General features: G+C 43.3%; 9 protein-coding genes and 1 pseudogene. 5 read left to right on the top strand and 5 right to left on the bottom strand.

What is annotated here, in order from left to right; translation table 11 throughout:
- Positions 1 to 76 precede the first annotated feature (76 nt).
- Both ACED46_RS08345 and ACED46_RS08340 read left to right on the top strand, forming a co-directional pair.
- A complete protein-coding gene (locus ACED46_RS08345; protein ID WP_371721239.1) occupies positions 77 to 1,528 on the top strand; it encodes a catalase in 1,452 nt (483 codons plus the stop codon).
- Positions 1,529 to 1,745: 217 nt separating this feature from the next.
- Complete coding sequence (locus ACED46_RS08340; protein WP_065583767.1) at positions 1,746 to 2,618, top strand: patatin family protein; 873 nt, start codon at positions 1,746 to 1,748, stop codon at positions 2,616 to 2,618.
- A 120-nt stretch (positions 2,619 to 2,738) separates the two neighbouring features.
- On the opposite strand, the gene ACED46_RS08335 is transcribed toward ACED46_RS08340, so the two are convergent.
- Positions 2,739 to 3,731 (bottom strand): 2-hydroxyacid dehydrogenase, encoded by a 993-nt coding sequence (locus ACED46_RS08335; RefSeq protein WP_065583768.1) that lies wholly within the window; start codon positions 3,729 to 3,731, stop codon positions 2,739 to 2,741.
- A 347-nt stretch (positions 3,732 to 4,078) separates the two neighbouring features.
- Positions 4,079 to 4,878 (bottom strand): annotated as a pseudogene (locus tag ACED46_RS08330) (ferredoxin--NADP reductase).
- Between the two features lie 331 nt (positions 4,879 to 5,209).
- Between ACED46_RS08330 and ACED46_RS08325 the strand changes: the two are divergent.
- Positions 5,210 to 6,154 (top strand): acyltransferase, encoded by a 945-nt coding sequence (locus tag ACED46_RS08325; RefSeq protein WP_017063993.1) that lies wholly within the window; start codon positions 5,210 to 5,212, stop codon positions 6,152 to 6,154.
- Between the two features lie 105 nt (positions 6,155 to 6,259).
- On the opposite strand, the gene ACED46_RS08320 is transcribed toward ACED46_RS08325, so the two are convergent.
- The 3 genes from ACED46_RS08320 to glgX all read right to left on the bottom strand — a co-directional run bounded on the left by ACED46_RS08320 (position 6,260) and on the right by glgX (position 11,108).
- On the bottom strand, positions 6,260 to 6,988 hold the full coding sequence (locus tag ACED46_RS08320) for a tRNA (adenine(22)-N(1))-methyltransferase TrmK (RefSeq protein ID WP_371721238.1): 729 nt from the start codon (positions 6,986 to 6,988) through the stop codon (positions 6,260 to 6,262).
- A 151-nt stretch (positions 6,989 to 7,139) separates the two neighbouring features.
- The gene (locus ACED46_RS08315) at positions 7,140 to 8,882 is read right to left on the bottom strand and encodes a diguanylate cyclase domain-containing protein (RefSeq protein ID WP_371721237.1); all 1,743 of its coding nucleotides are present in this window, start codon (positions 8,880 to 8,882) and stop codon (positions 7,140 to 7,142) included.
- A gap of 240 nt (positions 8,883 to 9,122) precedes the next feature.
- Positions 9,123 to 11,108, bottom strand: coding sequence for a glycogen debranching protein GlgX (gene glgX / locus ACED46_RS08310; RefSeq protein WP_104216189.1), 1,986 nt, complete (start codon positions 11,106 to 11,108; stop codon positions 9,123 to 9,125).
- Positions 11,109 to 11,541: 433 nt separating this feature from the next.
- On the opposite strand from glgX, the gene lamB reads away from it, so the two are divergent.
- Positions 11,542 to 12,762 carry a maltoporin LamB gene (lamB, locus tag ACED46_RS08305; protein ID WP_017058853.1) on the top strand — a complete coding sequence of 407 codons (1,221 nt, stop codon included), beginning with the start codon at positions 11,542 to 11,544 and terminating at the stop codon, positions 12,760 to 12,762.
- A gap of 165 nt (positions 12,763 to 12,927) precedes the next feature.
- Positions 12,928 to 13,755 carry a MalM family protein gene (locus tag ACED46_RS08300; protein WP_371721236.1) on the top strand — a complete coding sequence of 276 codons (828 nt, stop codon included), beginning with the start codon at positions 12,928 to 12,930 and terminating at the stop codon, positions 13,753 to 13,755.
- Positions 13,756 to 14,029: the final 274 nt, after the last annotated feature.

Raw genomic sequence — 14,029 nt, 5'->3', positions numbered from 1 at the left:
GGTTTTTAAAGTATTGAATCCACTTAAATCTAAGATGTGGCAACGATGCGATATCTTTAACCTTAAGGAATAGACCATGAGTAAAAAACTGACCACAGCTGCGGGTTGTCCTGTCGCTCATAACCAGAATGTTCAAACGGCGGGCAAACGTGGTCCACAACTTCTTCAAGACGTTTGGTTTTTGGAGAAATTGGCCCATTTTGATCGTGAAGTGATTCCAGAGCGTCGTATGCACGCGAAAGGCTCAGGTGCTTACGGCACATTTACCGTTACACACGACATCACAAAATACACCAAGGCAAAATTGTTCTCTGAAATAGGTAAAAAAACCGACTTGTTTGCACGTTTCACAACAGTTGCGGGTGAGCGCGGTGCTGCCGATGCTGAACGTGATATTCGTGGCTTTGCATTGAAGTTTTATACTGAAGAAGGCAACTGGGATATGGTGGGCAACAACACGCCAGTATTCTTCCTTCGTGATCCTCTTAAGTTCCCTGACTTAAACCACGCGGTGAAACGTGACCCACGCACCAACATGCGTAGCGCGAAAAACAACTGGGATTTCTGGACTTCTTTGCCGGAAGCTCTGCACCAAATTACTATCGTAATGAGTGACCGTGGTATCCCTGCGACTTACCGTCACATGCACGGCTTTGGTAGCCACACGTTCAGCTTCATCAACGCTGATAACGAACGTTTCTGGGTGAAATTCCACTTCAAATCTCAGCAAGGTATTAAGAACCTTTCTGATGCAGAAGCGGCACAAGTGATCGGTGATGATCGCGAAAGCCACCAACGTGATTTGCTAGGCAGCATCGATAACCAAGATTTCCCGAAATGGACGTTGAAAGTACAAGTGATGCCAGAAGCGGATGCAGCGAAGGTTCCATACAACCCGTTCGATTTGACTAAGATCTGGCCTCATGCAGATTACCCGTTGATCGAAGTGGGCGAATTTGAGCTAAATCGTAACCCGCAAAACTTCTTCGCAGAAGTAGAGCAGTCAGCATTCAACCCAGCGAACGTAGTTCCAGGTATCAGCTTCTCGCCAGACAAGATGCTGCAAGGTCGTCTGTTTGCTTACGGTGATGCACAACGTTACCGTTTGGGTGTAAACCATCAGCACATTCCAGTGAATGCGCCTCGTTGCCCAGTACACAGCTACCACCGTGATGGCGCGATGCGTGTCGATGGTAACTTCGGTGGCACATTAGGTTATGAGCCAAACAACGAAGGTCAATGGGCTGAGCAACCAGATTTCGCTGAACCAGCACTGAACCTAGATGGCGCAGCAGCACACTGGGATCACCGCGAAGATGAAGATTACTTCTCGCAACCGGGTGACTTGTTCCGCCTAATGACACCAGAGAAGCAAGCGATTCTTTTTGATAACACTGCTCGCAACCTAGGCGGCGTGCCAAAAGAGATTCAATTGCGTCACCTAAGACACTGTTACAAAGCTGACCCTGCATACGGTGAAGGCATTGGTAAACTGCTTGAAATCGACGTGAGCGAATTTAAGTCGTAATCAATCATCTTGATTCGTTAATTGAAAGGCCGTTGAGTGAATCACTCAACGGCCTTTTTTGATCTCGCTGTTTATTAAGCAACCCTAAATCATTGAAAAATTTAATAATCCACATTGATAGTTTTTACCTATCGAATTGATAAATCTATCCCATTATCTTTGTAAGAGTGATGGGATTATTCTACGACTATCAGTTTATAAAGTAGAAGAGTTTGAGATGAATAAGAGCGCATTAATCGTTGAAGGTGGAGCAATGAGAGGTATTTTTGCTGCTGGAGTTTTAGACGCCTTCATGCAAGACGATTTCCGTCCTTATGATTTTGCCATCGGCGTATCTGCAGGTGTGTCGAATCTGGTTGGCTACTTATCTCATGCACCAAAACGCAGTTATGATGTGATCACCACGATGGCGACGGATAAAACTTTCTTTAATCCTGCTCGCTTTGCCAAAGGCGGTAACTTGGTAGATGTTAAATGGTTATGGAACGAATCCAATCAACGTTATCCGCTCGATTGTGGTGAGTTGTTTTCAAGTATCCCACTTATTGCTGCTGTCACAAATGTCGATACGGGCAGTGCAGACTACTACCATATTAAGCCAGAAAACCTTTCTAATGTTGTTGAAGCAACAACGGCTTTACCTATCGCTTACCGTGAAACTCCGTGTTTCTCTGGTGGCTGTTATACCGATGGCGGTGTAGCCGATTCGATTCCGGTTCGTGAAGCATATCGCCGTGGCGCACGCGATATTACCGTGATTCTGTCTCACCCATTGAGCTACCGAATGAAGCCTCAAAAGCACCAATGGATGCTGAAGAAACTATTAAAGAAATTCCCGAATATTGCTGAGTCGATGGCGGTACGTGCTGAAAACTACAACCAGTCTCTGGAGTTCATTCGTAACCCACCCAAAGATGCGACTATTAAAGTGATAGCGCCACCTGAAGCCTTCGCGGTTAAGCGTTTAACTATGGATCAAAGTACTCTTAATACAGGTTACGAGATGGGCGTCAAAGCCGGTGAAGAGCACCTTGCTATTAGAAAAGGCGTTTATGGTTTAGACACTGAAGATTGTCATTTCTGCGTCTAGGAACGGTTTTAGAATACTGAATAAACGACGAAGCCACGCTGTTCACTTCAGAATAGCGTGGCTTTGTATCTGTAGACCTAGTTTGTTTTTAACTCAGCCTGCTGTTAACTCAATCTGTTATTAAACGAGTTCGTTGCCGCTGGTGTTGCCAGCAAAGAAAGCATCAACACTGGTGAGTGTTGTGTTCGCGATATTGAACAGAGCATCTTTGGTTAAGAAAGCTTGGTGACCTGTGAACAGCACGTTGTGACAAGCAGATAGACGGCGGAACACATCATCGACAATCACGTCATTTGATTTGTCTTGGAAGAACAGCTCTTTCTCGTTGTCATACACATCAAGACCAAGTGCGCCAATCTTACTCTGTTTAAGCGCTTCGATAGCAGCTGTGGAATCCAGTAGTTCACCACGGCTGGTGTTGACAATCATCACGCCGTCTTTCATCTTCTCAAACGCAGTCGCATCTAATAGGTGGTAGTTCTCTTTACTCATTGGGCAGTGTAGAGAAATCACATCAGACTCTTGGTAAAGTTCGTCGAGTTCAACGTATTTAGCGCCTAACTCAACAGCTAACGGGTTTGGATATGGGTCATAGCATAGGATATTCATGCCTAAACCCTTCAGAATTCGCATCGTCGCTAGGCCAATCTTACCCGAGCCAATCATACCGACCGTTTTACCGTGGAAGTTAAAGCCAACTAACCCCTCAAGAGAGAAGTTCGCATCACGAGTGCGTTGGTATGCCTTGTGTAGTTTACGGTTCAAACACATCATCATGCCAACCGTGTGTTCTGCTACCGATTCTGGTGAGTAAGCCGGAACGCGAACCACTTGCAGACCAAACTCTTTGGCTGCGTCTAGGTCGACCTTGTCAAAGCCCGCACAGCGCATCGCGATTAACTTGGTGCCGCCTTGAGCAAGAATCTCTAACACATCTCGCGATAGGTCATCGTTTACAAACGCACAAACCACTTCGTTGTCGTGCGCCATTTTTGCTGTTGTTGTGGTGAGTCGAAAATCGTGAAAATGAAACTCAGCGTTGAGTTCGCCTTTTGCCAGTTCGAATGATTTTTCGTCGTATGATTTTGAGCTAAAAAAAGCAATGTTGAGCATGGCTTCCTCTCTTACCTAAAATATAAATAACCCACTAATTCATTCTCTGAGACGGGATTAAAACTAATAACTCTGTTCAGTGTGCTAGAGTTTTTTTCTCTTGTCTATCACCATTAGTCATTGTAATTGCTATGGTTATTTGATCTTTTGTCTTCACTTATTGAACATTAAAAATCACATTACGAGGTTGCTTGCTTATAAGTTCATCAATATTGAATGAATCTTACTTTCGGGTGTGGAACGTTGAATTTTCCAGTGTGACGGAATACGTAAATGACTCATATAAAACCTCTTCTCTAACTGTTCTTTGAAAGTTGTGCTTCTGTCTAACGAGTGGTGGTTGTTATTTACCAGTAGTTCTCACTGCTGAATTGACCGGGTTTTCTGCGTAAGTGCTTTTCGAAACCTAAGCTAGTTAGCGCTTCGCTTGTGTCACGAACCATTTGCGGATTGCCGCAAAGGTAGAAAAAACTGCGGGTTTGATTGAAAGCGACAGACGCGGCTTGCTCGAGGTCGCCTCCAAGTAACAAATTTGGGATTCGTCCGCGCAAAGTTCCGGTAACTGATTCTCTAGAAATAATTGGCACATATTTAAGTCTCCCTTGAAAGTGATTAACGAGTTGAGTGATACGATCTCGATAAGTCAGGTCTTGCTCTGTTCTTACAGCATGCACTAGAACCAGATTCTTGAATGAAGAGGCTTTGTCTGAAGCCAACTCATTTTGCTGTATCTGCATGCTCTCAAGTATTGAGATAAATGGGCCTACCGCGGTTCCGGTTGAAAGCATCCATAGATCGTCGGCGATCTCTGGGATCTCATCTAAGGTCATAAAGCCACTTGGGTCTTTGCCGACAAAGATGTCATCGCCCATCTTCAACTCATGAAGTTGAGGTGAAAGCTGACCGTTCTGATCCTTAATAATCAAAAATTCCAGATGTTGATGACCTTGTTCGTGCTCTGGCGCGTTCACCATCGAATAGGCGCGTCTTACGAACTCATCCTCACTGTTAAGTAAGCCAAGTTTCGTGAACTGACCTGCCTGATAAGAAGAGACAGGTGCACTAACCTGGAGTGAGAACAATTGATCTGTCCATTCTGTTTTGTTTAGGACTTTGCCTGTAACTAACCATGAGGAATATCTGTCATATCATCCACCTTTAAGAAGAGAAGTTATCTCATTAAGGATACTCAACTATTTACACTTTAGAGTTGCATGTACCACGACAATAATGAGAATGCTTATCAATACTGATTAAAGGTTAATTATTGGGTCGAATGTTGTCAAAAAGACAATATACTATTTGAGTCCAAATGACTCGTGCATGTGTTTTGATTTCGTTTTAATAGACTTTAGCTGGTTGAACATAGTTAACATAGGTTGAGTGGTTTGACCCCTAGGATATTCAATCAATTACTGAAGAGAATAATTTATAGATGCGTATAATGGCGGCTTTCGTTCTCAATATAACTGTGTTTTATGCTTGATAATCTTCGTATGGCCTTGAACGTATTGTTCGTGACCATTAATACTGCATTCACCGCATTGGCTGTGAGCCTGTTTGCCCTAATCAAACTTATTTTGCCAATTTCTGTCGTTCAAAAATCATGCACTCGCTTAGCTAACTTCACATTCTGGTGTTGGGCTTCTCTTAATTTATGGATGTTGAACGCCAATAACGATATCGAATGGCAAGTGGAAGGGGGGGAAGATATTTCGACCAAGCAGTGGTATTTGATGATGTCTAACCACCTAAGCTGGGCAGATATTGTGATTTTGTCTTCAATCCTAAAAGACAAAATGCCGATGACGAAGTACTTCTTGAAACATGAATTGTTGTACGTGCCATTTGTTGGCTTGGCCTGCTGGGGCTTAGATATGCCATTCATGAGACGCCACTCTCGTGAGTTCCTATTACGCAACCCAGAACGCCGTAATGATGATTTTAATGCAATCAATAAAGCGTGTACTAAGTTCAAATTAGCACCGACAACATTGGTTAATTTTGTTGAAGGGACTCGTGCAAACCACGAGAAACTGGCGTCAGCAAAGACCCCTTATCGCCACTTATTGAAGCCGAAAACTGGGGGCGTGGCATTTGCTTTATCTGCAATGGGCCCAATTTTGGATGGCATCGTGGATGTGACCTTAGCTTACCCTGAAAACCAAACCTCTCCGTTTGAAGATATGCTGAAGGGCAAAATGACTAAGGTCGTTGTGCGTATTAAATTGCATCCAATGGATGAGAACGTGAACGGTAATTACTTTGAAGATAAGGCTTTTAAACGTCGCTTCCACAATTGGTTGAACAGCACGTGGAAAGAGAAAGACGTCTACCTTGATACGGTTTATGGGGTTGATAAGCCTTCTGAGGTAGAGACAGTTGACGAGCCTGATGTGGCTTATAAGAAACAAGAACAGTAAGCTAAAACTGAATCGATAGCATTAATAAAGCCGATAGCTCATTGAACTATCGGCTTTTTTATTAATTTGACTTTCTTAATATTCAAACCATTAAGTTAGTACTTACTATGGCTTAACCGCCTGGTAAGCATCAATAATATGCTTTACTTGGCTAGGTTTGCCTTGCTTCTCTTGTCCTTGATAGATACGTAAGTAGTGCTGCAATGTTTTGGCTTTGTATTGCTGTGATACCTTCACTTGTTCATCACAACTTGGTGTCCAGATCTTGTCACCGACGCTTGATATATCGTTAACGTTTTGGCTCTTTTCAGCTTCGCCTTGGTTATTGCTGACCAATAAAATTTCGTAATAACGACGGTTTTCTTCGATCAGAACTTCATCAATAAGACCGAACTTGAGCGCTTTTAAATGGTTTCTTAGCTCGAACTGCTGATGGACTGGGCAAAGCAAAAAATCGATATCTTTGTCTGGATGTTGGCGATGAATGTCGTCGACGAGCTTCTGAGTGAGATCGCCACCGACGCCCGCAATAATAACCAGGTGTTTACCAGTATGTTTCTGGAGCGGAATAGCGGCGACATCCATGCAGTAAACTTGCCATTGGCTGGTAACCGTTTGTTGGTCTGAATTATCTTGCGGAAAGTAACGAGTTAGTTTGTCTTCTAGTCCATTCATCAGAGACGGGACAATATCGACAAAATGAATCTGAGGCGCTTTATTATCCGACAACAGTTGAACACCCAAGAAGCCGTGATCACAACAACAGTCCCAAATATGTTGGTAGTCATTGCTGACAAGGGAATGGAGAGTTTGCAGTCGGTTACTTAGCTTCATAAGGCTCGTGTCGTTAGAAAAGGGGTATTGTCGTGTTGAACGCGCATTGTAATGACTTTCCATAAAAACAAAAGCACCTAGGGTATGAATCCTAGGTGCTTTGTTTTCATCGGTATCCAAGTAAAGGATAAAGTGAGCTTGTTAGGACAACCTATGAAGCCTTTGCAACAGCCCTGATGTGGCCTTCAACTCGATTTTTTCCAAGCTGTTGAGCAATCAACTTTGCTTGCTCCGCCAGTGCTAGAGCTGTATCTGGCTCTCCCTCTATTTGTGAAAAACCGACACTCACACCTAAAGAGAGGCTGATGTCTGGCGTCACAATAGTTTTCTCTGCTACGCCAATTCGGCACTGGTCTAGTTGGAACTTGGCGTCGTTGCCGTCGTTTGCTTTAAATAATACTGCGAACTCTTTGCCTCCAATACGAGCAAGGCATAGTCCTTTAGGCTTCGGAAAGTACGAGCGTAGTGCTTCTGCTGTCAGCTTGATCATCTTGTCACCCACAGCTTCACCATAAGCACGGTTCACGTGGTCAAAATTATCGATATCCAGTAGAGCTATATAGGTTTCAGGCTGGTTGGCGTAGTTTTCCAGTGCAATATTAAAGCTACTTTTGTTGTCTAATTGCGTCATCAAGTCCTTGCTACTCAACTGGTGCTGAAGCAGTAAGTTGGACAGTGAGACTTCAGTGTAATCACGGATCATACGCAGAATACTCTGGCTGATCGGTAAGTTTGCGTTTACGTACAACACTGCGATCAACTGCTTGCGAGAGTGCAAAGGAATACAGTAATGGCGTTGGTGTATTTTGAGTTTACACGCCAGTGGATCGGCGTACTTACCACTTCGGTAAGCCATAGTGTCCGGTGTAAATCGCTCTGCAAGGGCTTTGTCACAATGTACCGTGGATTTGTTTCCGTGATAGTCGATGGTACTGAATGCGTGGTTCTCAAGCTGATAGAGACAGAATTGAATGCCTTTTTGGTAGGTGAAACTATCCAGTATGGATTTTAACTCTCGCTTAAAGCTTACAAGGTCATCGACTTTATTCAGTTGCGACAAGGACACGTTCAAACGATAAGCCAGATAGTTGGCACCAATCCACAATAGCAGGAGTGAGCCCAGTAATAAGCCCGTCAACGTAAATTGATGTGAGCTGGTTAAGATGTCATGGCGGTCAGTGCCCGCAATGAACACCCAATTTAAGCTGTTGTCTGCGTCAAATACCGATATTTTGAAGTTATCTTGATAGTAGTATTCATGTTTACCCGCCAATTCACCTTGAGATAGTTGGTGGCTGATCCCTGCATGGAAGCTGATGGATTTAGAACCGATACGCTGTGGATCCGGGTGGAATACCAGTCGCTCTGTTGCTCTGTCTACAACAAATACATAGCCATTATTAAGCGTTTTTAAATCTCTTAAACCTTGCGTGGTATGCATTAAATCAAACTCAATCCAGATTTCTTCGTTGAGCTTTTCTGCAGTGTGTTTAACGGCGAAAACCCATCGTCCATCGGCTTTTTGGTAAACGGAAGAGATGTAAAAATCTTCTACAACACCGTCTATTGAATGCCATTGTATTGTGGCGATTTGTTCATTGGAAAGAGGAAGGCCACGAGTGGAGACATAATGTTGGGAGTTAGGTTGGTATCGAACGATATCGGAGAAATTTGGTGTTCTTCTTAGAATATTATCACTCAATTCTCTGAATTTTTTATCACCGATTGGAGCCGTTTTAGGCAAGCCTAGACTGGTTTCTAAAAAATAGAGTTTGCCGAATGTGGCTTCGATGTTGGAACGAATGGTAGAGCTTGCGATACGAATGTTTGATGATGATTGTTCTGTTGCTGCTGTTTCTACTTTTTCAAGCTGAGTCATAGCAAGATAGAGCATCCCTCCAGTTAATAAAATAATGTATGGTTTAAAAAGCCGAATTAATGTTTTAGGTAAAGCCATGATATCCAAAGACGTTATAGATTCATTTTTATAGTACGGCAATACTAAACAGTTTCATTAACCACATCAATGCAAATGATTCCATATGGATGAATGATTTTTGTGATATTCAGCTAACAAAAAAGCCAGCTGTAAATATAACTGGCTTCTATGGTTTTCGGTGTTTTATTAAGCTGACTAAGCTTTTGCTTTAATCAAATCAGCCTGATCTGGCGAATAGTGCAAAATTGCCATCGAAGTTGGCGACAACAACATTTCACCTTCTGCATGACCGGGTTTAACGTTTCGCGAGTTGGTATCACAGATGGTTACCCAGTTTTGTTCACGGTCATTCGGTAACGAGAAACGTGCTGGCGCATTGGTTTGGTTGATAAGATAAATTAACTCGTCGCCATCTTTACCAATACCTAAATGCAAAGCGACTGAGCTTAAGCGGTTCCAGTCGTCATGCTCCATAAGTGTGCCATCGACACGGCTCCAGAAGATGCGGTTAGAGTTACGCTTTTCGCCACTGAATGCCTTAATAAACGGCACCATGTATTGCTGACGAGCAGAGATCATTTCAGATAACCAAGTCTTGAAGTAAGTCTTGCGCTCTGAATCTTCCCAGTTAAGCCAGCTGGTCACGCCATCTTGGCAGTAAGCGTTGTTGTTACCTTTTTGAGTATGAGATAACACATCGGCCGTCAAAATATGAGGAATACCAAAAGCAAACAGCAGGCTCGCCATGAAGTTGCGTTTCTGCTTTTCACGTGTTGCGATAACTAACAGGTTTTCGGTTTCACCTTCAACACCGTAGTTTTCAGAACGGTTATCACCATGCCCATCGCGGTTATTCTCACCATTTTCTTCATTGTGCTTGTGCTTGTACGAGACAAGGTCCTGCATGGTGAAGCCATCATGGTAAGTGATGTAGTTGACGGTGAGTTTGTAAGGCCAGTGCGCTGCACTGTAGATATCACGAGAGCCCATTAGGCGTGTAGCAAACTCTTTTAGGTAACCCTGATCACCGCGCCAGAAGCTACGTGTGATGTCTCTCAGCTTGTCATTGCATTCATTCCAACCAAGCGGGAAATTACCCACTTGATAACCATTAGGACCAATATCCCACGGCTCTGCGATTAACTTAGTTTCTTTAAGTACAGGGTCTTGAGCTACGGCTTTAAAGAAAGCAGCCTCAGGGTTGTAGTTGTCACCTTCGCGCCCCAGTGTCGCTGCCAAGTCAAAACGGAAGCCGTCGACTTGGAATTCGCTTACCCAGTAACGAAGCGTATCCATTACTAAGTTGAGTGCTGGCTGGTGGGTAAGGTCGACGGTGTTTCCACAGCCAGTGAAGTTCGCGTAATGGCAGCCATGTTTAATGTAGTAGCGGCTATCGAGTGCTTTTAGGTTGAAGGTGGTTCCGCCTTCCCCACCTTCTGCTGTGTGGTTGTACACCACGTCTAGAATGACTTCGATGCCATTGCGGTGCAGTTCGCGAATCGCAGTCTTTAACTCGTTTACGGCATCTTTCTCTGCGTAGCGAGGGTCAGGCACCATAAACAAGTATGGGTTGTAACCCCAATAGTTCACTTTACCCATGTCTAATAGGTGTGGTTCATGCATGCATGCGGCAATGGGCAAAAGCTGTAGAGAGTTGATATTTTGCTGTTTGTAGAACGCAAGCATTTCAGGGCTCACTAACCCTAAGTAGCGTCCTTTAGTATTGGCAGCCACTTCTGGGTGCAGTTGAGATAGACCTTTTACATGCGTTTCAAAAAGAACGGTATCTTCGCGGCTAATGCGTGGCTTTTCTACATCTTGCCAATCGAAGGTGTCATCAACAACGACACATTTCGCCATAGCAAAGCTTTTTTCATTGGTATATGGCGTGACGTAATCGAGCGGTTCGCTTATTGCTTTGGCATACGGGTCTGAAAGCAGGATAGGGCCATTGTCCGTTTCGGCAATGAAGCCGTATTTTTGCCCCGCTTTAATACCATCAATAAAGACATATCTGATATCAGCGTATTCATTTTCCAATTTATAAGTGGTGAATTCGTCGTTCTCGTCAAAAAGAGCGAGTGAAAGAGATTTACAGTCAGGAGAATAAATAGAGAAGTTGCAGCCAGTGTTACCTAGCGTTGCGCCTAGCGGATAAGGGCGAGCGAGCGTTCTAGTCATTGCTTGATTTCTTGTTCGTTTATCAACATCAGTGAACTATTAGTAAAAGGCTTTGTCACAGTAAGGTCAAGCAACTTCACAGATTAATTACGGTAAAAAAATAATTCACCGATGAAGTTCAAATTATATATTTGAGCTAGATCTCACTTATGTTGAATAATTAGATCTTCGTGCTGTCTACTCCTCCTAGATTAAGTGATCTACCTCTTTAAAATACCATTCTGTATATTTTCTACTCCCCTCTAGTCCCCCTTAATTTAGTTGGGGGTGGAGGAAGTCAAACTTGTCATCCCCTCTTAATATTGACCCCGTTGAAACGAATCAGGGGAAACCCTAAACCTCTCTATCTTACGACTACCATTACTGCCTTTGGTTGCCGCAAGAGAGCAAAAATATAAAAACCTAAAATAAATCGTCCTTAATGGAGTTAAGAATGAAAAAAGTAAGTTTGATTGCTGTTGCAGTGGCAACTACATTAGCTGCTGGCTCTGCGTTCGCTGTAGATTTTAATGGCTACATGCGTGCTGGTACTGGTATTAGCGGTAACGGTAACGGCGACGTATCAGTAAATAAAAACGGTATTGGTCGTCTAGGTAACGAAAATGACAACTACTACGAGTTTGGTCTAGCTGAAGAACTAAAAACTGGCGAGCAAACGTGGCGCGTAGAATCTATGATTGCTCAAGGCAACAACGGTTCTAATGGTTGGGAAGACGGTGATTTCAACGTTGCACAATTTGCTGTTAAAGCTAAAGGCGTGATCGCTTCAGACAAAGAAGCAACGCTTTGGGCTGGTAAAACATACTACCAACGTAAAGATATCCACATCACTGACTTTTACTTCCTAAACACGTCAGGTACCGGTGGTGGTATTGAAAACTTATCTATTGGTGACCAGAAGCTTTCTGTTGCGCTGATTCAAGACGGTGACCACGACGAGTCTACAGGTTACATTTTTGATGCTCGTCTAGCGAACATTGGCCTATGGCAAGATGCATCTCTAGAGCTAGCATTAGCGTACAACTTTGCAACTGACTCTGATGATAAGAGTGAAGAAGCGGATGATGGCCTACTAGCTTCTGCGATCATTCACCAAGGTATGGATAACGGTTTCCACCAAACTATCCTTCAATACGGTACTAACGGTTACGGTGTTCAGGCGGCTAACTTCTGGGGTTCAGGTACATACTACGCTCGTGGTACTGAAGCATTCAACGATGCATCTGGTTTCCGTTTGATCAACTGGGGTGTAATGAACCTAGGCGAATCTTGGGAAATGGGTCACCAACTAGCATACCTATCTGGTAGCGACATCGGTGGTCAAGCTGCAGGCGTTTACACAAACAAAAACTTTGATATCGACCAGTACTCTGTAGTTGCTCGTCCAATGTTCAAGTGGAACGACACTATGCGTACTATCTTCGAAGCAGGTTACAATGCTGGTGAGAAAATTTCAGACAGCGGTTTAGCTAAAGAAGATTTCGGTAACGCTAAGTTCACAGTAGCTCAAGCTTGGGCTATGGGTGACAGCTTCTGGGCTCGTCCTGAAATTCGTGTTTACGGTTCTTACATCCTAGATACTGAAAACAAAGATGCATTCAACGGCGACGATACTGAGTACGTGTTCGGTATCCAAGCTGAAGCTTGGTGGTAAACACTTAGCTTAACAAATCCTAAACTGTCCTAATTCATAGCCGGCTCGCGTCGGCTATTTTTTTAAGGAATGTACGATTAAGTTGATCGTTCCCTAGGTGAATAGTTCTCTTTGTGGTAATTAAAGTTAGTAAATTTCTTAAAAAAATAACAAGAAGGAAGGGTTATGTATTTTAAAGCTCTAATGTTGAGTGGTTGTGTTGCGTTGGCCGGTTGTCAATCTGCACAAGTAGTCGAGCAAGTGCAAGTGGCACAGGCTGAACAAGTTAACTCTATTGCTGGTCTTCAATTTGCCCCGATGAAGCTTCCAAGCTCGGCAATTTTCGATGTAACACCAGACAGTCAAATTTTAAACTATCAGGGTATAAACAGCCCTGTAGTAGCGATCGAGCTACCAGCGGATCGCGGTGAATACTCTATTAAGATCACCAGCATGATCGGTGATACAGCATTTGTGCCGAATGCCGTGATTTACGATAAAAACGGTCGCGAGTTAGAGCGTTATGGCAAAGAGAGCTTCGAATACGCGAAGCCTAGGTTGCATTTGGGCAACCGTCTTGTTGCAGAAAATGATTTTTACCCACCGACAACTGCTGAATCTGTTTACTTAGTTATCTATACAGAGCAAGAAGATCTTGGTGGTTTTACTAATGTCATTCACCCTGCACGTTTAGATGCGGAAGGCCGCGGTAACTACCTGCCAGAAGTAGAAGACATCCCCGTTCCAAACGCGAATGTCGGTAAGATTGAAGTGACTATTGATAGAGTGGGCTTCTTCTCATTTGGCTCTAGCAGTGAATCTAACGCTAAACCAGCGGCAGCAGCTAAGGTTGAGACTATTCAACCAGAAACACAAACTTACTACCATAATGCCATTCAAGCAGCAGTAGACGCAGACAATATTCCCAAAGCACTTAGCTTATTAGATGAAGCAAAAGCCCTTGGTATTGAAGGTGCACAAGAAGCCTTTGTAAAAGCTGTCAATAAAAAGTAATCAAACGGTTTGTATATACTGAATGATATGAAAATAAGGGCTCCTAGTTAGGGGCCTTTTTTATTGTTTGCGATAAGAGATAAGAGATAAGAGATAAGTGAAAAGGAACATTTATATTCACTGAATACTTGGGTTTTAAATAACCACTGGCTTACACATAATAATTAATGGCTAATATAAATAGACGTTATTGGTCGTTTATGGTTTTGATTGACTAACGGCGTTGTTGATCAAATCAGCTTGAGGTTCAACGACGCCATATTTGACTAATCGT

It is taken from the genome of Vibrio sp. 1S139 (assembly GCF_041439475.1).
GTDB lineage: Bacteria > Pseudomonadota > Gammaproteobacteria > Enterobacterales > Vibrionaceae > Vibrio > Vibrio crassostreae_C.
The sequence above is the reverse complement of the archived record's forward strand: the minus strand, read 5'-3'. Positions and strand labels throughout refer to the sequence as shown.